Here is a 23,833-nt window from a genome sequence, read left to right as displayed (position 1 = left end):
GAACATAAATTTGATTTCCCCAAAATACGTCAATATACTTACACAGAAAAAATCATTTAGGATTGAGCTAGATAGAGCAAATCATTTAGGATTGCTATAGCTACTACCAAGTAGTATAGCATTGACAATCAAAATCAGCCACATTTTTTAAGTTATAAGTGATTTAGTCCTTAACTCTCTGCTAGATTGCTTTTAGCTCTTAATAAGAGCATGGTAGTAGTTACAATACTTCGGACAGTTTTTGGAACGATACTACAAGCTTACGCGGGGCAAGGATCATAAAAAAGTCGAATTAAATGCCGCGTCAGGGGGGAGCTGACATTGATTTAATTATCCACAGTGGCTCAAAGCTAAGTGAGAATAAGCCATTGGGCCCTATAAAAACTGTCCGGACTATTGTAGTTAAGAAGTTAACTTTTATTTGCGGTCTGCTTTCCACCCTGTCCACTTTACGTCAAGTTTCTCGGCTCAATATCAAGGTTAAAAATACAATGACACAATGCACTAACAAGGCATTGGACAGTAATTCGCAGGAGGTTTTATGGCAATGGTTGACTACTCGCTTTTCACATTGAAGCTTTTCTCGGCACTAGGCTGCGGGCTGATGGCTGGAGTCTTCTTCGCCTTCTCGACGTTTGTGATGAAAGCCCTTGCCCGACTCCAACCAGCACAGGGTATTGCCGCCATGCAAGCCATCAATATAACGGCGATTAATCCGTTATTTATGACGGCGCTATTCGGAACGGCTGCGGCTTGCATCTTTCTGGCTATCTCCTCGCTGTTAAAGTGGCACCAACCCGGTGCCGCCTATTTGCTTGTTGGCAGCCTGCTCTATCTTGTGGGTACTGTAGGAGTGACGATCGCGTTCAATGTGCCGCTAAATGATGCGCTGGCGACTGTCGAGCCAAGCAGCACTGAAGGTGCCAGCCTATGGGTTCGATACCTTAGCGACTGGACGTTCTGGAATCATGTTCGGACGGCTGCGGCGCTGGCGGCATCGGCTTTGCTTACGATTGCGCTCAGTTATCGAGCGGTACAATTTTAATTTGACATTTTTAATTAGGAGCGATAGATGCGATCGCAAAAACGAAATTTATTGAGGAGGGTAATTATAATATGGTTGTGCTGCTGGAGGGTCATCTTATCGCACTGTGCTAAGAAAAACATACGCGATCGCCAAAAAAGCAGAGCGCCACAATTTGGCAAAACTAATAACCTGTGCGGTTATCTTACTGCCTGCAAACCTCGCTTTTTCTGCTCCTACTTACTTGGGTAGCGAAACAATTGCTGAGGCTGACAGCGCTAAATTTACTCAAAAGGTTAACATCATCCTGGCTCAAGAAAGCACCCAGGTGCCGCTGAGCATTCGGTATGGTGGGACAGAAGCTAGGGGAGGCTTTGTCCTCATGCAACTTACTGCACCCAATCGAGATACAACTCAACCGGCTTACGGTGGCAAGCTTCGTTTCTACGATGTTCATCTTGCCAAAATGTTTGAAACTTCCCATTTTTTGTGCCAGCAGTTTAGAGGCGTTTCCGGTTATGAATGGGTTTATTCAGCAGGTAATGGAAGTATTCGCATGGGAAACTTTAGAATTCCCTGTAGTTTAGCTAGCGAAATGGCTTCAACCTACGGCTTAGGTAAGCCAGAACGCACAAGCATTGCCAAAGATACTGAGGGCGGCCCTCCTGAATCAGATGTCTATTCTATTCCGATTTTAGACATCACCGGTTCTAAGGTTCAGCGGTGGATGAATTTTGTGCAAAAGCTTAAACCGACTAGCAGGGATATGTAGCGACCTGCAATACTAAACACTCAAACCTGCAATAAACGTCATTCCTCAGCGTTCGACCGATCGCAAATCGACCGATCTCGCCGAACGTCTCACGCTGAAGTCCAGGATTGTTTGCAACTAGAGTGAAATTGATGGCTCACTCTCAGAAGACTCAAGCTAAAATCTACGATTAAAGTGAGGACACGCATCAAATAGGCTCTTTTTTATTCTTCCTTCTTCCTTCTTCCTTATGTCTCCAAATGCGCGATCGCCCCGTCCCAAATCCCGGCTGAGGCAAGTTTTAATCAGACTTGCCTTAGCCGTAATTGCTGCTATTATTGCTTTCAACATTCCTAACTCTTTAATTCCAGTGTTTAAAGAATCCGCATCCGAAGCAACGCCGCCGCCAGAAATCCAAAACGTGCTCGCCGGCCGGCGCAAAATTGTGACAGTGGGCGACAGCATCACCGAGGCAGGAAAATACCCCGGAGGTTACGTTTGGCTGCTGCAACGGTATCTGAATGCCCTTTATCCCGATCGCAAAATTGAAATCGTCAACGCCGGAATCTCCGGTAACAAGGCGACTGATATGCAAGCGCGCTTCCAGAAAGATGCGATCGACCAAAAGCCAGATTTAGTGATGATTAATGTCGGAGTCAACGACGTTTGGCACGCTTTTTTTGACTTCCAAAACCTGCGGTTTTATCCGCAAGGCAAGTTGCCCACGGGAGTACCACTGGCACAATATCGGGAGAAAATAACTCAAATGGTGCTGGCGGCAAAAGCCGCAGGAATTCGAGTTGTACTGCTTTCTCCTACTCCGATCGGCGAAATTCTTGACTGCCCAGAAAATCGCAGGTTGCAAGACTACATTGCCGCGATGCGAGAAATTGCGTTGCAGAATCAGTGCTTATTTATCGATTTGAATGCACCTTTTCGGGAAGTTATCGGCACGTATCAAAAGCACGCGGGTAAAACTTTGAATTTGTTAGCTGCCGATGGAGTTCATCCCAATCCGTCGGGATATCGAATTATTGCTTTTACTATCTTGCGCGGTTTGGGCGTACCCGCAAAGGATATTGAGAATTTGGAAGTCAAACATTAAATCTTTGAATTTAGTTAATTGTTGGCTATTGGCTGTTGGCTGTTGACGGTTAATTGAAAGTATCCAGGGTACAAGCCCCCTGATCTATGTCTGGGGTAAATTCTTCAAATCTAAAATCATTCACTTGGCGGATGATACCGCTTCAACCAACAGCTACCGATAATCACCAACGCCACCACAACAATAATTTCCGTCCAAAAAAACGAAAGGAAATCGCTGGCAGTGCCCACCGGCGGCACCCCCGGTTGAGCATTGCGAATAGCGGGAAAAGCAAACAGCATCACAGCAGTCCAACTCAGCATTCCCACTTCCGGCAACTTCCCAGATTGCATCACTTTTAATGCTAGCAAAAGTGCCATAGTTGACAGCACCCACATGATGACAATAATCACTAAGGCAAAGAATTTCACCGGGATTGAGCGAGTTGCAGAAACATCAATATAAATAAAGATAGAGGAATTCTCTGCCATCGGCTTATAACTGATGTCGAAACCGGGAACATCGGCATTAAACTTAAATTCCAAAGGTACGGGATTCAGTTCAAAGGGTGCAAACTTTTTACCAATCGAAGGCAGCGGGTCGATGGAAATAGCTACTTTAGCAATGTGCTTGTCAAACGGATAATTATTAATTTTTCCCTTGACTAAGTTAAATTTTAATGCAGGGACAATCATCGGTTTGCCTTCTTTAAAGGTAATTTCCGAATCCTGTACATTTGCGCCGTTAACTGTCATTAACAAGTCTTGGGCTGGATAAGTTGGCCCTTTTTTATAAATACCTTTGAGTTCAAACTGCAAGCGGGTTTCTAATTCGTTTTTAATGGGATCAACTGCAATTACCGCCATTTTGACTTCTACCAAGCCTTTGAGGGGCGCAGCGGTATCTTGAGACGGTCTGTAAGGCTCTTGGGCGTTAGCATTGTGAGAGTAAATAAATAAGATAATTGCCAAACTTACGGCGAGGCTGCAAATTAAAATAAGTATTTTTTTGAGATTTAATTTGTTGAGAGTTTGCATTTATTATGGATATTTTACATTTTGATTTGTTGTTAGTATTTCCCGCAGTCTGCCAGTCCGCCAGTCCGTCAGGGGTTAAAACTTGTGTCTCATAGCTAAAATCGGTGAAAACAGACATTTTGCCCCTTTTTCAGGAACAGGCTTTCGGGCCTGTCGCACAAAGAGTGAATTTCTTGTGGGGTGGGCCCCAGAGCCCGCTCATAAAAGGCTTATTGAGAATGGTGCAAAATCTCAGTTAAAACTGACATTTTGCACCATTTTCAGGAACAGGCTTTCCGGCCTGTTCCACAAGAGTTCAATTTTCCTTCTTGTGGGGTGGGCATGAGAGCCCGCCCATAGTAGCGCAACTACGAACCGATAGGAAGCAGTACATTGGGTGTAAAACTGCCGTGCAAACCGTAGGGAATGTGCTGTTTTAAATGCAAGCGCGCTAGGGGCCCTTTGGTGATGTCGCGAGCATCTAAAATCACTAAGGTCGATCGATGATGAGCTGCATCATACATTAAAACCAGCAGCCAGCCGTCATCCTCAGCAACAGCATCGGGACGGGTAACAAACACCGGTTCCCCCGCAAAACCGCGCGGCGCCGCACTCCAGATTTGCCTTTCACCAGTCACGAAATCAATTTTGAGGATAGCTTGCAAAGGAGCATTTCCCGTGGGAGAATCCGCAGCACCGATATAAAGATATCGGTAAGGTTGTCCGACATTATTAGGATGCAAAGTTGGAAACTCGCAGCACCGAGTTTCAACAACTTGATGCTGCACGGTTTTGTCTTGCAAATTTAACTTAAAGCGCCACAATTCGCCCGCTGGAACGCTATCAAAATCAATCTCGCGAAAATCGCCGTCTGCTTCTACAGTTGGAAATGATTCGTAACAAACTGAATCTACAAAAACTTCGCCTCCTTCTTCCCATGCGTTGCAGTGGTGGAAGACAAAACAAGGTTCCGTTTCTAATATCTTCACCTCGTCAGTGCCGTTGCGGGGAATTAAAATTGCTTGCGTTGGCTTGTTTGGCGAAAATTGAATGCACTGGGAGGCACTCCGAAATCCTAACAAGAAAAGCAGCGGATTGAAGCTGACGGGATTTTGGAAGAATATGCAGTAATTCGGGGTAATTACCATGTCGTGCAGGAAGGCAAAACCCGGTATTGCATGGGCGTGACGCTGCAAAAGTTTGCCGCTTTCGTCGAGTTCGTAAATCGTGATGGTACTCGACAAACCGGGCTTGACGGAAAAGTTGACTAATCTGTCTCCTTTGCCATTTTTCCCTTTTTCAATTCTCGGGTGGGCGGCGAAGGCTTCACCGGGTTCCAAGATGCCGTCTAGGGTATCTAAGCCGAGTGTTTCTAAGCTGCGGGGGTCGAGTCTGTAGGGCTGTGCTGCTTCCCAAAGTGCTAGCAGTTTGTCGCCCCAATAAATGATGTTGGTGTTGGCAATGTTTTTGATTTTGACATCAAAGATGTTGGCTAGCCAGCCCCCTGGCTTCTGTGTGCCGAAAACGCCTCGGTGAAGGATTTTTCCGGCTTTTTGTTCGGCGAGATAGCCTTCTGTGTGTATGAATCGGTTGCGGAAATGGGCGCGACCTTCGGATATTGCGATCGCACAAACCATCCCGTCGCCGTCAAACGGGTGGTGGATGCGCTGGCCGTTGACATCCAATAATCCGGGCCCGTTGCGAAAGAATGTGCCTTGCAAGCCGGCGGGGATTTCGCCTTCTATGTTGTCAATCCAGTAATCGGACTCGTTGGGTTGGGATTCGTAGCCGCGCTGCCAGTCTGTGCGATCGTATGACGAATTTGGGGCGGCTGTTTGAGATGCGGAAAGTTGTAAGTTTTGCATTGGTGTTACGGGAGCGAATTTTTTAACCGCAGAGAACACAGAGGGCGCAGAGAGGGTGAAAGTCGAAGAATTGGGAAACACAGTTAAATTCAGCCGTGTATCCGTGTCAAAAGCCGTGTATGCCTGCCTTTATTTGCTATCTGCGGTGCGGCTTTGTGACCTTACTGTCGGTACTAAATCGGGAAAGTATTCGGGAATGAAATGCTGTCCGCCTGGTTTGGAAGTGCCCAGTTCGGGTTCTAATACGGGAAGAGACTTTTGAGAGTTTGGATCGTTGCTTTCTGTACTCTCGGCGGGCAGCCAATTTAAGAACAGTAGGGGCAGAAGTGTGGACAGGTTTGTGATGATGACTAGCAGCCAGAGATTATCGAAATTGCGATCGGTAATTCCTAGCAAGTGGGTCAAAAGTGCACCGCCTTCGTGGGACAAAAGTCCTGCTAAATTTATGATTGACATCAGCAGCGCAAATAAAGTTGCTTCGACGCCTGGGGGACACAAGCGGGCGGAGAGTATCAGCACCGGCATATAAGCAATTTGTCCGATTACTGTCAGGATCAGGCTGTCTCCGATACTGAACCATCGATCGTCAATTCCTAAAGCTCGGTTCGCATGAGTTACTAATAATAAAGTAGTCATGCCCAAAACAGTCGCCATGACCGTTGACCAGCCAAAAATTACTCGAAATGGAACTGTTTTGAGGAAGCGCTGAAACAGCCAGACGCCGGCGAGGGCGGCAATGCTGGTAACGAGACGCACTCGGCCGAGAAATTCTGGTTGAAAGCCTAATTCGTTGGTGGTGAAAAAGAAGAAGGCCGAGTCTGAACTTGGGGTGGCTTGCAAGACGAAGAGAAAGGCGGTTGGCAGCCAAATTGATTTTTGGGTAACAGCTTGCCGCAGTTTTTTTAATTGGTCTTTGACACTTTCAAAGTCGGTTATTTTGTTGGTTTTTTCTTCGGTAATTAACCAAGCTGTTGCTGAGACAATTAGCGGGAAAGATGCGGTGATTAGAAATATGGTGTGGGTGCTGAAGTGTTGCAGCAGGAAACCGCTGAGGTAGGCGGTAATTAGTCCGCCGAGGGCTGAAGCGCCCCAAGACAAGGATTGCAGGGAACCGGCGTCGGTAACGGATTCTTTTCTGGCCCTTTCGACTACCAGGGAGTCGGCGATTACGTCGCTGACGGCGAGGGAGAGGGAACTCAGGGCGATCGCCCCTGTAGCGGCAAGCGGCGTGTGTACAAGTGTGGCGAGGCTCACCCATGCTGACGTTCCCAGCAGCCCGGAGATGACGATGTAAGGGCGTCTGCGGTAGCCGAATATCGGCAAGCCGTCGGACATGAAGCCGAACACGGGTTTGATAATCCAAGGCAGGGCGACGACGCCCAGCATTGCCGAGACTTCTGCCGGACTCATGCCGAGTTCGTCTTTGAGAAAGAAGCTGACGGCTAAGCGGGCGAGTCCGAGAATGCCTTGGACGAAGTAAATCAGTAAGATGGCTATGAGTTCGGGGGTTGGCTCATTCCCAAAGAATACTTTTTCTTTTAAAGATTCTTTGAGTTTGCTGACGCCGGAGGGGGAAACGAACATTTGAGCAATATTTCTTAATGAATCTCAATATTTATAACACATTCTTAATGAGTTGGGGGAACTGTCGGAGGTGGGAGGCGAAAGTGGCGGGGAGCTGGTAAGTGCTATAAAATTGTATTTATCTTGAATTTAAGCGTGTTTTGTAATAATAAAAACAGAAAAACGAACCGCGAAGGAAGAGAAAAAAGAGAAAATTTACAACTGCTGTCAGGTCTGTTATATGATTATCCATCCTGAAAATGTGCCGAAAATTACGGGTTCCAAGTACCCTCAGCAATTCAAATCTGCTGTGGCGGGGAGAGTAAAAAAACGCTTGGGCGATGCTGCCGGATTGCAGAATTTTGGGGTAAATGTGGTGAGACTTGCACCGGGAAGTTGTTCTGCTCTCAGGCACTGGCATACCCGTCAAGATGAGTTAATCTATGTTCTGGAAGGGGAAGTTACTCTGATTGTTAATTCGGGAGAGCAAGTGCTGAAACCGGGTATGGCGGCGGGTTTTCCGGCGGGTGAGCCAGACGGGCATCATTTAGTCAACCGCACGAATGCAGATGTTGTTTATCTGGAAATTGGCGATCGCACTGCTGGTGATTCGGCTAATTATCCAGATGATGACTTAATCGCGAAGGCTAGCGACAACGGTTGGATTTTTACGCGCAAAAACGGCGAGATTTATGAGGATTAAAAAAATCAGAATCGCACCCGTAAGTATTCTCCAGCCTGTTCACACTACGAAATCTCGGTTAGAGGAGGCAATTCATGAAGATTTTAGTCATTGGAGGCACTGCGTTTATTGGTCGTTATGTTACTCAGCAATTACTTAAAAAGGGGCATGAAGTCAGCGTATTCAATCGAGGAGTAACACTCGCGAATTTACCACTAGAAGTTAATCATATTCGGGGCGATCGCCAGAATCTAACCGATTATCGGCAAACCTTTGAGCAACTTGCTCCCGATGTAGTCGTGGATATGATTGCGCTGACTGAGGCTGATGCCCAAAGCACAATGGATACATTTAAGGAAGTCGCTCAACGGGTTGTGGCAATTAGCAGCCAAGATGTTTACCGTGCTCGCGACATTCTTTGGGGGCGAGAAACAGGCACGATCGATACAGTTCCACTGACTGAAGATGCACCGTTACGATCGCAATTATATCCTTATCGGGATGCTGGAATGCAACCACAAGTCCCCCCAGACTACGACAAAATTCTAGTTGAACGAGTCATGATGAGCTACCCAAGCTTACCGGGTACTGTGCTGCGATTGCCGATGGTGTACGGAGTGGGAGATTATCAACATCGCTTCTACCCTTTCATCAAGCGCATGGACGATCGCCGTCCTGTAATTGTGTTAGAAGAGGGCTATGCTCATTGGCACGGAAGCTACGGCTATGTTGAGAATGTCGCAGCAGCGATTGTGCTTGCGGTAACTGATGAACGTGCAACAAATCGCATCTATAACGTTGCAGAATCATCTGCATTATCTCCAGCAGAGTTAATTAGGACGATCGGACAAATTGTGGGCTGGCACGGTGAGGTTGTCATTGTATCAAAATCTCGCTTGCCTCAAGAGAGTCGCCTCGCTCTAAATATTGAGCAGGAGTGGCTGATCGACTCGACTCGGATTCGCGAGGAACTAGGCTATACTGAGCCGATTGACCGGGATGAAGCGTTGAGGCGAACGCTGACTTGGGAACGAGCAAATCCACCGGAAGTATTTTCAGCAATAGGGCTTCTAGACTATGCAACGGAAGATGCTGTTTTAGCCTCACGCTTAAACAGTTGACAGTTGACAGTTGACAGTTGACAGTTGACAGCGAGGTTTTTTCTATGGGGATTTACATCCCAACCTAAAAACATTCCGCCTTTGGGCGGGGGTTTAAAACCCCTGAATTTTGATAACAATGTTCTGGAAAGTACAGATTCCAATTATGAGGATTAAAAAATAATGAGTCAAGTTAATCTTTGGACTTCTGCGGAACACGCTTTGTGGTATCTTGCTAAAGCTGATGGAATTCCTCACCGCACTGAAGGTGAAGCTGTTTTGTTGGAGGAAGTGCCGAAAAATGTTAAGCGAATTCTGGATGTGGGCACGGGAGACGGGCGCTTGTTGGGTCTGCTTAAGTGCGATCGACCAAATGTTGAATGTGTGGCGATCGACTTTTCGCCGACAATGCTGGAAAAAGCCAGAATTCGCTTTGCTGATGACCAGAATGTCACGGTAATCGAGCACAATTTTGATGAATCGCTACCGGATTTGGGCAAGTTTGATGCAGTTGTTTCTAGTTTTGCGATTCATCACGTAATAGACGAGCGCAAACGTTCGCTTTACGCTGAGATTTTCGAGCTTTTGGAGCCCGGAGGCATCTTTTGCAACTTGGAACACGTAGCGTCAGCAACTCCGGCTTTGCATCAGAAATTTCGAGAGGCGCTGGGTATTAGCGATTCGCCAGACGATCCGTCTAATAAATTGCTCGATATGGAAACGCAATTGCGGTGGTTTAGAGAAATTGGTTTTACCGATGCAGATTGTTATTGGAAGTGGCGGGAACTCGCTTTATTAATTGGTGTCAAACCTGTTTAGCTGCGGGTAAGGACTGCATTGTCGTGTTCTTTTAAAATTGGAAATAGTCACAATTAGTAACGTGCCTCAATTTTTTAAACCCTCAATAATCGTTCTAGAAATTCACCTGATGCACCCTACAGCTTGATTTTAGTATGCCAGTTGCCTAAGTCCTGAATATAAGAGGTTGCTGTCGTAGTAGAAGTCGATCGCGAACAGTTCTGGTTATTTGAAAATAACCAACAGAGTATTCAGGAGATAACAGGCGAACTCTTAACCCAAACGATACAGAAAGCAACCGTTTTTTGGAGTAGCAAGCAAATTGAACCTCCAATTTACACTTTTAGTTAGTTGGGATGGAAGATATTGTCCGGTGGCTCGCACATTGGGATCTTACCCAGTTAGAGGGCTGTTTTAAGAGTTATTAACCAAACGATCGAATTAACACCAAACAAAAAGGTATAAAAAATATAGATTGATGGAGCGCAGATAGCTCTCCATAAAGAAGGCACTTTAAGTGTTTTCAAAAAACCGAGCGGGTGAACTAGACCTTCCGGTATAGAACGAGTTTTAAAACTTTCATCTAAGCCCGTTTCATCATTCAAGAATTGGGTAACTGCATTGACTCTTTGTATGTGATAAAATTGCACCCTCCAGTAGGTAGCTTCTAAAAACCAAAAACCAAAAATTATAACGTATCCCAGCGGAACTAACGCATTTATTTTGCTGGCAAACACCCAACCAATCAACGCTACCCAAATGGTAATTGCCGCAGTTTTTAACTGCAGCAAAATTGTATTGAAGTTAGCTATTTTTTTCTCAAGTTCCTCTGCTCCTTTTTGCAGCATTGCTAGCTGAAATTCAAATCTATCCATGTTTGATTCGGCGAACGTTTATATTAGAGTTATCCAAAAAATTATAATCTTCTTTTCTTTCGGTGTCGTTAGAGAGCTTCGCCTGACGCACCCTACAAGTCGATTTTAGATTATATAGTAAGGTGCGTCAGATCCCGAAATTCCCGATCGCCGTTAGAGAATTTCGCCTGAGGCACCCTACAAGTCGATTTTTGTGTGACCGTTGCGTCCAGGACTATTAAAGTCACGCACTTACTGAATTAAATTAAATCCGGTACTTTAGGTTTGATTCGGCGATCGTACCAGTTCATTAACGGGGTCGAAGTAATGCCGTGCAAAATCACAGAAATCACGATTGTTGTAAAGGTAATCCAGGCAATTCTTTCGGCTATTTCCCCTTCCAAACCGTTACCGAAAGCATAGGTAAGATAATAGATAGAACCGACACCACGAATGCCGAACCAACCGCACAGCCAGCGGCTGGCGGGATGTAAAGGACTGCCGATCGTACTGATCCAAGCTCCCACAGGCCGAATCAAAAAAATTAACAATCCAGCTACTAATAGGGAGTATCCTCCATAGGCCAACATAGGCTCTAAGCGCAAAAGCGAACCTAATAGTAAAATAGTTGCTATTTCCATTAACTTTTCAATGCGCTCGGTAAAGTGGAGTTGGGAAAGCGGTTTTTCTGGGTTGCGGTAACTCCGCTGCATCACAATTCCTGCTACAAAAACTGCGAGAAATCCGTAGCCGTTGACTACTTCGGTGAGGGAATATGTGAGCAGAATTGTGCTGAGAGCAATGAAATCTTCCATTAGTTGATCGGCCGGTCGATAGCGTTGGAGTTGGCGATCGATCCAGGTGACTGCTTTAGCTACTACAATTCCCATAACGATACCTGTGGCGATCGCCCAAATCAAGTCAACTGCTACCCACTGCGAAAACCAGTTCGGCCAGTTGTTATCTTTTAGTGCATGAAGGCCGAAATAAACGAAGGGAAAAGCTAAAGCATCGTTCAAACCGCCTTCGGAGGTTAAACCAAAGCGCAATTCATCGCGATCGTCTATATTTGCTAACTGAACTTCTGAGGCTAAAACAGGATCGGTGGGAGCGAGAATTGCTCCCAATAAAATTGCCGCCCCCCAATCTAATTTCACCAACCAATGACCGACGGCAGCCACTGCAAAAATAGAAATAGGCATTAAAAAACCGATCAGCCGCGCTGTAGAATTCCAAGCCCAAAATTGTAGCGGGCGATTCATTTTTAAGCCGCAACTGAACAGAGAAACAATAACTACAAATTCTGAAAGTCTTTCTAAAAATCGAGCATCGGGACGCAAGTCAATCAGCTTGACGCCATAGGGCCCCAATCCGATACCGACAATTAGATAAATTAAGGCATAAGACACCGGCAATCCTGAAATCCATCCGGAACCCAAGGTAACGGTCAGCAGGAGGATGCCAATAACTAGCAAGTTGAGAATGTAATCATCCACCATAGCGATCGCACTTTTAATCAGGTTTACCAAATGCGATTTTTACAGATAAAAGCTTTTGGGGCATCTACCGCCCGCTAGATTCAGATATCCTCCGAAAGTTGCAGTTGTTATACCAAATTTTTGATGTTTCTAGCCTGCTGCTGCAGGCTTTGTCTTTTGGCGCCGTAAACTCCGTGACTGACAATCGACCGGAATTGTTTATTTTATACATCTGACTAATAACTAATGATTAATGACTAAGGGCTGATGACTAATAATTAATTAGAAAGACCACTTTTTTCGGTAGCGATGATGTGCAAATCTACGTGTTTGAGCGATCGCACTAACTGTTGAGTCAAAGAACCCCGCAGCAGCAATCTCCAGCGGGATTGCTGGCTTTCGCCGATCACAATTTGAGTAATTCGATACTGTTTAGCTACCTCCGAAATCGCTTTAGCTATATTAGTGCCGTTTACCCGCAAAAATTGCCCCTTAAATTCTTGACAGAGTTTCTCACAAGTTTCAACGTGCAAGATTTCTGCTTTTGTTAAAAATCGGTCTGGATCGTTGACAAACACAGCATAAAATGGGGCATTCATGTAGCTAGCAATCCTCCCGCCCCGCCGCAGCAGTTGCAAGGAATTGGGATAAGTCGAGATGCACACTAAAACTCGTTCGTGAATGTTGCAAGATTGACCTTTTAAAGTTGCTGCATCGTCTTCCACATTGTCTGCGACTTCTCGCAGGGCGAGTTCTCGCAAAGCAATTAAATGACGGCGCTGGAAAAAGTTTTCTAAAGATTGTTCAATTTTTTCGGGAGCATAAATTTTGCCTTCTAGCAACCTTTCTTCTAAAGTTTCCGGCGTGACATCCACAACGACTATTTCGTCAGCATCTTCGAGAACGCGATCGGGCACTCGTTCTCGCACGACAACTCCGGTAATTCGAGCTACTAAATCGTTGAGACTTTCTATGTGCTGAATATTGAGAGTGGAGAAAACATCAATTCCCGCATTCAGAATTTCTTCGACATCTTGATATCGTTTTTCTCGCAGAGAACCCGGAATGTTTGTATGAGCCAGTTCGTCTATTAATGCTAATTGGGGGCGGCGTTCTATGACAGCTTCACTATCCATTTCGGTTAGCACTTTTCCGCCACGCAGCATTTGTTTTCTGGGCACTACTTCCAGTCCTTCGCCTTTAGCTGCTGTCTCTTTCCGTCCATGAGTTTCTAACAGTCCCATTACCACATCAATGCCTTCAGATTTGAGCCTGTGCCCTTCTTCTAGCATTCGGAAAGTTTTGCCGACACCGGGGGCCATGCCGATAAATATTTTGTGCTTTCCCCGGCGGGGGGTGCGATCGTAAGTGCGGTTCGGTTGGGCGTAAACCGCGTCTGGATTGTTGGTAAGTTCGCTAGAGTGAATCATAGCTCAGTAGTGGGTAGTTAGTCAATTTCCAGTCATCAGTCAGTTTATGACCGATGACTGCCGACTGTTGTAAACTATTGTAAAGCGTCGAGAGCCAAATTAAGTTTGAGGACGTTAACTCCCGGTTCGCCGAAAATGCCGAGAAATCTGCCATCCGTATTTTTGGCTACCAACATTTCTACTTGATTGAAATTGAGCGATCGCACCGTTGCTATCCGCTGAATTTGCGATCGAGCTGCCTCTAAGCTAATGTGCGGATCGAGGCTAGAACCAGAGGTGTAGACTAAATCAGCAGTCGGTTTGATACCAGCTTTGTTGAGACGATCTAATTCAACTTGCACGCCCTGAAAACCATCTTTCTCATTACCTCGCTTCAGCAAATCCGAGTTACTGGGGGCAAGGTTGCTAGCTCCAGAAATACCTGTTGTTTGACTTAAATTTTCTGCCTTTGTGGGAGCGTAATTTTCGGTTGCAAAGCTGCTGTAATTTGTGGTGCTGGGGCGACTCCAAAAATATTGAGCCGAGCTGAAAGGCTGACCTATTAAGGAGGAACCAACGACAACTCCTTGCTTAGTAATTAAGCTGCCGTTTGCCTGGGAGTTGAAGGCAATTTGACCAATTACTAGCAAGATTAAAGGGTAAATAATAGCTGTAATTCCCCACAAAACCAGGGTAAGGCGAATGGCTCTAATTATTTCTCTCATAAATTACCTCGCTCCGTTATTTGCTAAGGGTTAATTATTGACTAAAATCTTTCCGGCTGAAAGATGACTACAAACAGGTAAATAGAAAGGGCGATAATCACCAAACCCAGGAGACTTAAACCCCAGACAGCTTTTCGGGTCAAATCTTCCCCCCCAACCGCGTAAACAGCGGGGGCAATTATCGCATTGAAACACATTGCCAGAAATAGATGCACCGGGATTGGGTGGCGGTGCCAAAGCATTTGCGCTAACTCAATAATTTCTTGGAAATCTCTGGCAAAAATATCATTCAGCAAATCATTCCGTTTCATAAATTCTCCTTATTTTGGGAATAAACATCTGTCTTTCTATTGGATGATTTTTTGGGGAAAATCGAGGCAGATCCTCTGGAACTGGGTTCCCCGACAGAGCCGGGGAACGGGATTAATCCGTGTATCCGTGTCAAAATCCGTGTCGTGCTTTCCCGAGCTATGCTAGCCCAACGGCGGCAATCAAAACATCAATAACTTTGATAGCAATAAACGGCGCGACTGCTCCTCCCAATCCGTAGATTAAAATATTCCGCTGCAACAGTTGATTGGCGCTCAAAGGTCTAAACTTTACACCAGTTAATGCTAGTGGAATCAAAGCAGGAATAATCAAAGCATTGTAAATTAATGCAGACAAAACTGCCGATTGACCGCTGGCTAAACCCATGACGTTTAAAGCGCAGACGGGGGCAAACATGGCGGGAATAATTGCAAAATATTTAGCAATATCGTTGGCTAGGGAAAAGGTGGTCAGCGCGCCGCGAGTAATCAGCAATTGTTTGCCGATTGTAACTAAATCAATTAGTTTTGTGGGGTCAGAATCCAAGTCCACCATGTTCGCAGCTTCCTTCGCTGCTTGGGTTCCAGAATTCATCGCGAGTCCTACATTTGCTTGCGCTAGTGCGGGTGCGTCGTTGGTTCCGTCTCCAGTCATTGCGACTAATTTGCCCTCGGCTTGTTGCTTGCGAATTACGTCGATTTTGTCCTCGGGAGTTGCTTCGGCAATGAAGTCGTCAACCCCTGCTTCATCGGCAATTACTGATGCTGTAATTCGGTTATCTCCGGTGAGCATTATTGTGCGGATGCCCATTTTTCGCAGTTGGTCAAACCGATCGCGAATTCCCGGTTTGATGACATCTTTTAAATAGATAATGCCGTAGGTGTCGCTGCCTTGACAAACAGCTAAAGGTGTGCCTCCAAGCCGGGAAACTCGCTCGTAAGCTTCATCGAGATCCGGCCCGAAATTGCCGCCGCGCGATCGCACAAAACCCTTCACCGCATCCACCGCGCCCTTGCGAACCTCCGTCCCATCGGGCAAATCCGTGCCAGACATCCGCGTTTTTGCGGAAAAATCAAGCCCCGTGGCGTTGGTGCGATCGAAATCCACCTGTGCGCCCAAATTCTGAGCCAAACGGACGATCGACTTTCCCTCTGGAGTATCGTCAAACAGGCTAGCAGCAAGGGCTACAGTCGCAACCTCCTCCAGCGAGTGACCGTTTACCGGAATGAACTCCTCGGCTAAACGGTTGCCCAGCGTGATCGTCCCCGTTTTGTCCAAAATCAGCGTATTCACGTCGCCGCAAGCCTCGACGGCGCGTCCAGAGGTCGCTATCACGTTAAACTGAGCGACGCGATCCATCCCCGCAATGCCGATCGCGCTCAGCAAACCTCCAATGGTAGTTGGAATCAGCGCCACCAGCAGCGAAATCAGCGTCACCACGCCCACGGGAGTTTTCACGTAATTGCCCACGGGCGGAATGGTCGATACCACAATCAAAAACACCAGAGTCAGCACTGCCAGCAGCACCGTCAGCGCGATCTCGTTGGGCGTTTTCGACCGTTCTGCGCCCTCTACCAGCGCGATCATCCTGTCCAAAAACCCCTTACCCGGGTCGGCCATCACCCGCAGCGTCAATTCGTCGGAAAGGATGCGCGTCCCGCCAGTGACCGAACTGGCGATGTCCGAACCCGGTTCCTTGAGCACCGGCGCGGATTCGCCAGTGATCGCAGATTCGTCTACAGATGCCACACCTGCGATCACTTCGCCGTCGGAAGGAATGACATCGCCTGCGATCACTTTAATTTGGTCGCCGCGTCTCAGGGATGTTGAACTAACTTCTTGAATTGAACCGTCTGGTAGGAGTTTGCGGGCTGTTGTGTCGGCTTTGGTCGATCGCAGCGCATCTGCTTGCGCTTTGCCGCGCCCTTCCGCCACCGCTTCGGCAAAATTAGCAAATACCAAAGTGAAGAACAAAATGAAGGTGACTAAACCGTTGAAAATCACCTGATTATTGCCGGGAACCGGCCCGAACAGCGTCGGGTCGATCGTTAATAATGCAGTCACAATTGTGCCAACCCACACCACAAACATCACCGGATTTTTCAGCATCACCCGCGGGTTTAGCTTAACAAAAGCTTCTTTAAAAGCTCTTTGATAAAGACCTTTAGTATTTGCTTTCGGCGTGTGCTTGCGAGACTGGCGAGAGCCTCTAGCAGGTTTTTTTGGCGAATCAGGGGTATGGGAAGAGGTCATGTCGATTGGGGATTTTTAATGAACCACAGAGAACACAGAGAACACAGAGAACACAGAGAAAGAGAAGAGTGAGGTTGAGGATTTTCGCTACAGAGGTGGAGGAGTTGGTGTTGCTAAAGGTGTTGTGGGTGCAGTTATCGATGCAGGTTCAAACTTGCCGCTGCTAATTTCATATCCTTCGGCAATTGGCCCTAAAGCTAGAACTGGGAAAAATGTCAGCGCGCCCAGAATTATGATTACTCCTGCGGTGACGCTGGTGAACAAAACTGAATCTGTTCTGAGAGTGCCCGTTGTTTCGGGAACCAGTTGTTTGTTCGTCATGCTGTCAGCTAAAAGCAGCAGGGCAATAATTGGAACGTAGCGCCCCAAAAGCAGGCTAAAACAGGTGCTTAAATTCCACCAAAGTCCTGTCGGCGCGGGTTGAGAGTCAGCCAATCCTTCAAAACCAGAACCGTTGTTAGCCGCCGCCGAAGCGTATTCGTAGATTACCTGAGAAATGCCGTGAAATCCCGGGTTGCTGATACCGCTCAAATTGTCGGTAAAGGCGAGGGTAATTGCACCGGGGATTAAAACTGCGATCGGGTGAATCAATAAAACAACGCTGGCTAAAACAATTTCCCGTTTCTCAATTTTGCGTCCCAAAAATTCCGGCGTTCTCCCCACCATCAATCCGGTGAGAAATACGCTCAAAATCGAGTAAATAAATAAGTAAGCCGTTCCCGTTCCTTGTCCGCCCCAAACGATTTGCAGAAACAAATTAAACAGAGTAGCAAAACCACCTGGAGGCATTAAAGAATCGTGCATTCCGTTGACAGCCCCGCACATTGTCCCAGTTGTAGTGACGGCCCAAAGTGCAGTTTCTGCCCAGCCAAACCTAACTTCTTTCCCTTCTAAATTAGGCTGCTGCGAACCCAGCAAATTATTGATTTGAGGATTGCCTTGAAACTCACCGACTGCTGCAACACCAATCAAGACAACGTAGATGCCAAAAACCATCCAAAAAATCAGCCATCCCTGCTTTTTGTTGTTGGCAAATCTGCCGTAGGTGTGAATCATAGCTGCTGGTATAGAAAGCATTGCTAGTGTTTCCAGCAAGTTGGTAAAAGGGTTGGGATTTTCAAAGGGGTGAGCCGAGTTCATGGCAAAAAATCCGCCGCCATTTTCTCCCAGTTGTTTGATACTTTCAAAGTGAGCAACTGGGCCGCGAGCAATTACTTGCGTGCCGCCTTCTAAGGTACGGGCAACTGCCGGGTCTGCTAAGGTTTCCGGCACTCCTGAAATTAGCAAAAGTAAGCCTATTATCAAAGAAACGGGCAGCAGAATACGGGTGATTGATTGAATTAAATCGATGTAAAAGTTGCCCAGCGGGCGACCAGTCAATCCCCGAATAAAGGCAATCCCTACTGCTAAACCCGTGGCGCCTGAGGTAAACATTAAAAAACCCAGGGTTAACTGGGATAGATAACTGAAGGTTGTCTCGCCGGAGTAATGCTGTTGGTCGGTATTTGTGAGGAATGAAATAGTTGTGTGCAGCGCAGTATCCCAGGTTGGGGCACTGAGGCTGGTAGGATTTAAAGGCAGCACTCCCTGAAGCATGAAAATTAAGAAAACAAATATGCCCATTGCTGCATTGCTGTAGAGTAACGCTCGGGCATATTGCCAACCTGTCATGGAATCTACATACCGGATGTTGCTGGCTTTATAGATGAATTGTTCTAGGGGTTTAATAGCTGGGTCGAGAATGGTTTCTTGTCCCATGTAAACCCGCGCCATGTAGTTGCCGAAGACAGGCGCGATTGCTATTAAAATGATTAGGGTTAATGCGATTTGAAGTAATCCTTGCTGCATAACTGAGCCAATTTTTTATCGTTGGATAAATGGGTTTTGCCGATCGCGAAATGGGTTCGGTGGGAGGTTCCAAAAACCGGGCGAGCTTTTTTTGAAGGTCACTTTCAGTTTGGGGGCGATCGCCGAATTCAATGCTGCTAAGATGCAATCTCCCCAGCCGGAGGGAGTAACGCCACCAGCGGGTTTTCACTGGCGATAATTCCTCGTTTTTCTTTTGCTAATCCCGTGCTTTGACAGCCATCGAGCAGTTGTATAGCATTTAAGACCGCGCCACAATAACTAGGGTTAATTTGGATAAAACTGAAATCGCTTTGATTAGACAAAGTTTATCTGTCACTTCTGTTAGCCCAAAAAGGCTCTCTACTTTTACTGATTACTATAGTCATTTTTAGAAGATTGGATAATCAGCTTTCAGGTATAATTTGCTGTTTGCACGTTAGGCTTATTCGCTCTATATTTGTCAGAATAGATGAATGTTAAACTATATTTAAATGTCTATATCTTGAGATATAGATGTTCGCTAAACGCGAGACTTTTGCGCGAAATAGGTGAAAACAATTCCCAAAAAATAACTATGCTAAGGTAGTAGGTAGTAGGAAAAAAACTGTGAATGTAAAATATAAAATGGATTGATTGAGGATGTTTAAAAGTTTATCGGCTATCCCAAAAAAACTGGTTATCCAAGAGAAGTATTTGCGGGGGAGGTGGTCGATCGCAATTTTATTTGCGATTGTTGCACTGCTGGAATTTACTACGCCGTCGGAGTATCTGTTTGGGTATTTGTATACGGGTCCGATTTTACTGGCCAATTCGCGATTGAGTCGGTTGGGTAAGTTGCAAATTACGCTGCTATCGGCAGCTTTGACGCTGTTAAATTTGTTTATTCCTCCTGGAGAAGCGATCGCCCTAGCCACTGTCGCAAATAGATCGATCGCAGTCATGGCTTTAGGGGTGACGGGATATTTGAGCGATCGCAACCAGCAGTACCAAGAAGCGATCGCGATCGCTAAAGCTGAGTTGCAGTCGCAGGAGCAGCTAGCAAGCATTCGAGAAGATTTTGTCTCTACTTTGAGTCACGACTTAAAAACGCCGATGCTGGGGGCGATCGAAACAATTAAAGCTTTTCAGTCAGCAAAATTTGGGAATGTCACCGCCAGTCAGCAAAAAGTTCTCGAAACAATGGCGCGATCGCACAAAATGTCACTACAATTAGTAGAAACGCTGCTGGATGTTTACCGCAACGATGCCGAAGGTTTAAAACTGCAACTTGCTCCTGTAAATTTAGTAGCTTTGGCAGAAGAAGTAATCGCAACACTCATCCATTTGTCTGCGGCGCGCCGGGTTTACATTAATATGAGTTACGGGGACTCAGATTTCCGTCGCTCTTTGTGGGTAAATGGCGATGCTGTGCAACTCCAGCGCGTTTTTGTTAATTTGCTAACAAACGGCATCAACCATTCTCCTCGCGGTGGCAAAGTAGAAATAGTCATGGAATCTTATTCGAGTTATCAGGTGGTGAAAGTTATCGATAGCGGTTTGGGAATTACCGCCGATGAACTGCCCCACTTGTTCGAGCGTTTTTATCAAGGACACAGCGACCGGCAAGCCAAAGGATCGGGATTGGGGTTATACTTATCTCGCCAAATTATTGACGCCCACGGCGGTATAATTTGGGCAGAAAATAAATTGCCTCTAGGCGCTTTATTTGGATTTAGACTCCCTGCTATCCCAGAGAAATGAAACCACTTTATCCCTTGCGAATTCTCTTAGTTGAAGACGACGAACTGTTTCGGTTGGGGCTGCAAACGCGGTTGCAGCAAGAAAGTTGCTTGCAAGTAATTGCTGAAGCGGAAGATGGCGAAACGGCGGTAGAATTGACTCAGGAACACTTGCCCGATGTGGTAGTTCTCGATGTCGGTTTGCCGGGAATTGGGGGTATTGAAGCGTGCCGCCAAATTAAACAGCGACATCCAGCAATTCCCGTTTTAATCTTAACTTCTCATTCGCAAAAATCCTTAATTGAAAGATTGATTGGTGCGGGTGCTCAGGGCTATTGTCTAAAAGGTATTGCGGCGGAAACTTTGGTTTTGGCAATTCGATCGGTAGCGGCGGGCGCTTCGTGGTGGGATCAGGCCGCGACTTCGGAAATTCGGGCAGTTTTTGCAAATCCCGAACCTTTGAAAAATGGGTTGAGATCGGAACTTTTAGAGAATCCGCTGACGAAGCGAGAACAGGAAATATTAGCTTTAGTTGCGGGGGGAAAAAGCAATCAGGAAATTGCTCAAATATTGTACATTGCTCCGGGGACGGTGCGAGTTCACGTGCACGCGATTTTGCAAAAGTTAGAAGTGCGCGATCGCACTCAAGCTGCTGTACTCGCAATTCAGAAAGGATTGGTAGCAGAAGAACTGTTAGGGCGTGTCATCAATTAGCAAGGTTGACAAAATGAACAAGGTGTGGAGCAAGATTCGGCTAACAGCCTAAGCCAACAAGATACTTGAGGCAGCTAGATAAATCCCTCCCAAAAAGTTCAGCCCACGCTTGTCGTAGCGAGTAGCAATGGCTCGAAATTGCTTTAGTTTGGCAAAGAAATTCTCTATCAGATGACGCGCTTGGTACAACACAGCATCATAATCACGGGGGTCTTTGCGGTTTTTCTTCGGTGGAATGACTACCTCGATTCCTCGTTGTTGCAAAGGAATTACTACCCGTTCATCAGCATCATACGCTTTGTCGGCAAGAACCGCCTCTGCTTGAACTTGAGGCAATAGCTGATCGGCTCCTTCCAGGTCGGAGGCTTGACCTGGAGTTAAAAAAAATGAGTGGGATTGCCCAAGGCATCGGTGACGGCGTGAATTTTAGTGCTCAAACCCCCTTTAGAGCGACCAATCGCTTCTTGTTCGGGTGTACTGTGCTCGGCTCCAGCACTATGCTGGTGAGCCCGAACAATCGTGGCATCAATCAGGGCATATTCGTTATCGGCATCCGCTGCCAGTGCCTCAAACACTTGTTGCCACACGCCTGTTTGAGACCAACGGCTCAAGCGAGTATGAACCACTCGAAAGTCGCCAAAGCGCTCTGGTAAATCTCGCCAAGGAATGCCTGTGCGGTAGCGGTAGAGAACCGCTTCGACAAACAAACGGTTATCTTTGGCGGTTACTCCGACCATACCTTCTCGTCCTGGTAATAACTCTTTAATCCGTTCCCATTGGTCGTCGCGCAAAGCATAGCGTCGGCTCATCAAAAAGCTCCTTATGAAAGTAAATGATTGTAGTTCCGTACTATCTTCACACAATGCTCAAAAAGTCAACCACTCTATTTGATGACACGCCCTAGCTATCGAACCCTAAAAGGGCAACTTTTGTAGTGGAATTGTCGCTTTTTGAAATGAATTACTTGCTAAACGCGCCTCTACAAGATGAATCTGTTGCAGCTTCACGGAAAATTAATATCAGTCTTGATTGTTAATTTTCTTGATGACATTTAATGTGTGAATTTGCTAAGGTCGGCACATCTTAATTTTCCTACAGTCATCTAACCAGAGGTGTATTGTGCCAAATTTTATCGGTTCAGTTTTTAGTTCGATCGCCTTTCTCGACTCTGCCCTTCCCGACAGCCAAACTCTCCGCAACGGCATCGCAGCGGGGACAGAAGTAATTACCCTCGATGCGGCGCGGGATGGAGTAGAACAAATCACGGCAGCACTAGCGAGTCGCAGCAATATTAAAAGTATTCATATCATCTCCCACGGTCGCCCCGCGAGTTTGCTGCTAGGCGGGATCGAACTCAACTTGACAAATTTGAAAAAATATGCTAGTCAATTGCAGTTTTGGGCGCGATCGCTGGCAGAGAGTGGAGAGATTTTGCTGTACGGGTGCGATGTAGCGGCGGGAGAGAAGGGCGCTAACTTCGTGCAGCAACTGAGTCAGCTAACCAAGGCAAAAATTGCTGCGTCTAGATCGCCGATCGGCAGTTCGGCTAAGGGCGGAGATTGGGAATTAGATTATACAACAGGAGCGGTGTCCTCTGGGCTGGCGATCGACCCAGCCACAATGGCCACTTATCCATTTGTGTTCGGCTTTACCCTCTACGACGGCACAAGTAACTTTCCACCGCCGGCTGGAACACCCGGTATCGGGGTATCAGGGACTACTCAATTAGCTTACGGGCAGATACCTCTAACTCCCCCACTTGGTTCTGGTGTCCAAGCTACTGGTGCGTACTCGCCCAACACAGGCATTAATACTGCTAGCGTCACCGCCGCGAATAACAATACAGGCTATGCAGGCTACACCAACTATAGATATAGTCCCTTTCCTTTCCCAGCAGGAACATTTAGTCTACTCAACCCAAGTTTCCCCACACTTGACCGCACCAACGGTTACAGCGTTTCTTTTCGAGTTGCAGTAACGGCTGAAAACAGTAATAGTAACGATCGGTCAGGTTTCAGCATCATCGCCATTAGCAGCGACGCTCAAAATGGCATTGAACTGGGTTTCACCAACCGCAACCTCGGCGCCAACGGAGGTATCTTTGCTCAAAACGGTGGCGCATCCCCAACTCTGTTTACTCGCGGGGAAAATGCAGCTTTTAACATCAGCAATGCTACTGACTATAAACTGGTAGTTCAAGGCAGCACTTACAGCCTGTTTGCTGGGGGCGCAGCAATACCAGGCCTGACAAATCAACCGCTACGCAACTACACGGCTTTTGATGAAAAAGCCAGTCAGCCACCTTTACCCTACGATCCCTACAGCCAGGCAAACTTCCTATTTTTCGGCGACGAAACCGATCAAGCAAGTTCCACTTTTACTCTCGGCCCCATCTCGGTTAATAATTTCCCGGTAGCCGTCGATGACCCCTACAGCGTCCTGCACGACAAAGTGCTCAGCCAATTTCCGGGAGTCTTAAGCAACGACACCGACGCCAACAGCGACCCGCTGAGTGCAAATTTAGTCACAGGCCCGACCAAGGGTACGATTGTTTTTAACCCCGACGGTAACTTCACTTACACTCCTAGCCCTGGCTTTGTCGGTACAGATACCTTCACCTACAGCGTTAGCGACGGGGCTGC

The 23,833-nt window shown here is 46.6% G+C and carries 20 protein-coding genes; 9 read left to right on the top strand and 11 right to left on the bottom strand.

Annotation, left to right across the window (positions count from 1 at the left end; translation table 11 throughout):
• Positions 1–541 precede the first annotated feature (541 nt).
• The 3 genes from QUA20_RS10600 to QUA20_RS10590 all read left to right on the top strand — a co-directional run bounded on the left by QUA20_RS10600 (position 542) and on the right by QUA20_RS10590 (position 2,880).
• Positions 542–1,045 (top strand): anthrone oxygenase family protein, encoded by a 504-nt coding sequence (locus QUA20_RS10600; RefSeq protein ID WP_333188566.1) that lies wholly within the window; start codon positions 542–544, stop codon positions 1,043–1,045.
• Positions 1,046–1,151: 106 nt separating this feature from the next.
• The gene (locus tag QUA20_RS10595) at positions 1,152–1,796 is read left to right on the top strand and encodes a hypothetical protein (RefSeq protein WP_333188563.1); all 645 of its coding nucleotides are present in this window, start codon (positions 1,152–1,154) and stop codon (positions 1,794–1,796) included.
• Positions 1,797–2,025: 229 nt separating this feature from the next.
• The gene (locus QUA20_RS10590; RefSeq protein WP_333188560.1) at positions 2,026–2,880 is read left to right on the top strand and encodes an SGNH/GDSL hydrolase family protein; all 855 of its coding nucleotides are present in this window, start codon (positions 2,026–2,028) and stop codon (positions 2,878–2,880) included.
• Positions 2,881–2,996: 116 nt separating this feature from the next.
• Here the strand turns inward: QUA20_RS10590 and QUA20_RS10585 are convergent, their stop codons facing one another.
• The 3 genes from QUA20_RS10585 to QUA20_RS10575 all read right to left on the bottom strand — a co-directional run bounded on the left by QUA20_RS10585 (position 2,997) and on the right by QUA20_RS10575 (position 7,324).
• Complete coding sequence (locus tag QUA20_RS10585) at positions 2,997–3,896, bottom strand: DUF4436 family protein (protein WP_333188557.1); 900 nt, start codon at positions 3,894–3,896, stop codon at positions 2,997–2,999.
• A gap of 347 nt (positions 3,897–4,243) precedes the next feature.
• Positions 4,244–5,740, bottom strand: a complete 1,497-nt coding sequence (locus QUA20_RS10580) for a carotenoid oxygenase family protein (RefSeq protein WP_333188556.1) — start codon at positions 5,738–5,740, stop codon at positions 4,244–4,246.
• A gap of 129 nt (positions 5,741–5,869) precedes the next feature.
• On the bottom strand, positions 5,870–7,324 hold the full coding sequence (locus QUA20_RS10575) for a folate/biopterin family MFS transporter (RefSeq protein ID WP_333188553.1): 1,455 nt from the start codon (positions 7,322–7,324) through the stop codon (positions 5,870–5,872).
• Between the two features lie 220 nt (positions 7,325–7,544).
• Here QUA20_RS10575 and QUA20_RS10570 point away from each other — a divergent pair, with 220 nt between their 5' ends.
• The 3 genes from QUA20_RS10570 (at position 7,545) to QUA20_RS10560 (ending at position 9,904) form a co-directional block, all read left to right on the top strand.
• Positions 7,545–8,006, top strand: coding sequence for a cupin domain-containing protein (locus QUA20_RS10570; RefSeq protein WP_333188550.1), 462 nt, complete (start codon positions 7,545–7,547; stop codon positions 8,004–8,006).
• 74 nt (positions 8,007–8,080) lie between these two features.
• Positions 8,081–9,106: an NAD-dependent epimerase/dehydratase family protein gene (locus QUA20_RS10565; RefSeq protein WP_333188549.1), complete on the top strand. Its 1,026-nt coding sequence runs from the start codon at positions 8,081–8,083 to the stop codon at positions 9,104–9,106.
• 162 nt (positions 9,107–9,268) lie between these two features.
• Positions 9,269–9,904, top strand: coding sequence for a class I SAM-dependent methyltransferase (locus QUA20_RS10560; RefSeq protein ID WP_333188547.1), 636 nt, complete (start codon positions 9,269–9,271; stop codon positions 9,902–9,904).
• Positions 9,905–10,284: 380 nt separating this feature from the next.
• On the opposite strand, the gene QUA20_RS10555 is transcribed toward QUA20_RS10560, so the two are convergent.
• The 7 genes from QUA20_RS10555 to kdpA form a co-directional block, all read right to left on the bottom strand.
• Complete coding sequence (locus QUA20_RS10555; RefSeq protein WP_333188545.1) at positions 10,285–10,731, bottom strand: hypothetical protein; 447 nt, start codon at positions 10,729–10,731, stop codon at positions 10,285–10,287.
• Between the two features lie 266 nt (positions 10,732–10,997).
• Positions 10,998–12,266, bottom strand: a complete 1,269-nt coding sequence (locus QUA20_RS10550; protein WP_333188542.1) for a sodium:proton antiporter — start codon at positions 12,264–12,266, stop codon at positions 10,998–11,000.
• A 227-nt stretch (positions 12,267–12,493) separates the two neighbouring features.
• A complete protein-coding gene (locus QUA20_RS10545) occupies positions 12,494–13,645 on the bottom strand; it encodes a universal stress protein (protein WP_172186764.1) in 1,152 nt (383 codons plus the stop codon).
• A 74-nt stretch (positions 13,646–13,719) separates the two neighbouring features.
• Positions 13,720–14,349 carry a K(+)-transporting ATPase subunit C gene (gene kdpC, locus QUA20_RS10540; protein ID WP_333188540.1) on the bottom strand — a complete coding sequence of 210 codons (630 nt, stop codon included), beginning with the start codon at positions 14,347–14,349 and terminating at the stop codon, positions 13,720–13,722.
• A 41-nt stretch (positions 14,350–14,390) separates the two neighbouring features.
• Positions 14,391–14,660 (bottom strand): K(+)-transporting ATPase subunit F, encoded by a 270-nt coding sequence (gene kdpF, locus QUA20_RS10535; protein ID WP_333188538.1) that lies wholly within the window; start codon positions 14,658–14,660, stop codon positions 14,391–14,393.
• A gap of 157 nt (positions 14,661–14,817) precedes the next feature.
• Positions 14,818–16,911 carry a potassium-transporting ATPase subunit KdpB gene (gene kdpB / locus QUA20_RS10530; RefSeq protein ID WP_333188536.1) on the bottom strand — a complete coding sequence of 698 codons (2,094 nt, stop codon included), beginning with the start codon at positions 16,909–16,911 and terminating at the stop codon, positions 14,818–14,820.
• Positions 16,912–16,998: 87 nt separating this feature from the next.
• Positions 16,999–18,759: a potassium-transporting ATPase subunit KdpA gene (kdpA, locus tag QUA20_RS10525; protein ID WP_333188533.1), complete on the bottom strand. Its 1,761-nt coding sequence runs from the start codon at positions 18,757–18,759 to the stop codon at positions 16,999–17,001.
• Positions 18,760–19,398: 639 nt separating this feature from the next.
• Between kdpA and QUA20_RS10520 the strand changes: the two genes are divergently transcribed.
• Positions 19,399–20,499: a HAMP domain-containing sensor histidine kinase gene (locus QUA20_RS10520; RefSeq protein ID WP_333188532.1), complete on the top strand. Its 1,101-nt coding sequence runs from the start codon at positions 19,399–19,401 to the stop codon at positions 20,497–20,499.
• Positions 20,496–21,191 carry a response regulator transcription factor gene (locus QUA20_RS10515; protein WP_333188529.1) on the top strand — a complete coding sequence of 232 codons (696 nt, stop codon included), beginning with the start codon at positions 20,496–20,498 and terminating at the stop codon, positions 21,189–21,191. Before QUA20_RS10520 ends, QUA20_RS10515 begins: the two co-directional genes overlap by 4 nt.
• Positions 21,192–21,239: 48 nt before the next feature.
• Here QUA20_RS10515 and QUA20_RS10510 read toward each other — a convergent pair.
• Positions 21,240–22,000 (bottom strand): IS5 family transposase gene (locus QUA20_RS10510; RefSeq protein WP_333188525.1). Its coding sequence is split into 2 segments (ribosomal slippage): positions 21,240–21,583 and positions 21,583–22,000, totalling 762 coding nucleotides; the frame shifts between segments, so codons are not numbered across the junction.
• A gap of 310 nt (positions 22,001–22,310) precedes the next feature.
• On the opposite strand from QUA20_RS10510, the gene QUA20_RS10505 reads away from it, so the two are divergent.
• Positions 22,311–23,833: DUF4347 domain-containing protein (locus QUA20_RS10505; RefSeq protein ID WP_333188523.1), on the top strand; the 1,523-nt coding region annotated here is incomplete at its 3' end.

This window comes from Microcoleus sp. Pol7_A1 (genome assembly GCF_036701085.1).
In the GTDB taxonomy this organism is placed as follows: Bacteria; Cyanobacteriota; Cyanobacteriia; order Cyanobacteriales; family Microcoleaceae; genus Microcoleus; species Microcoleus asticus.
This window is presented reverse-complemented; position numbering and strand designations above follow the sequence as displayed.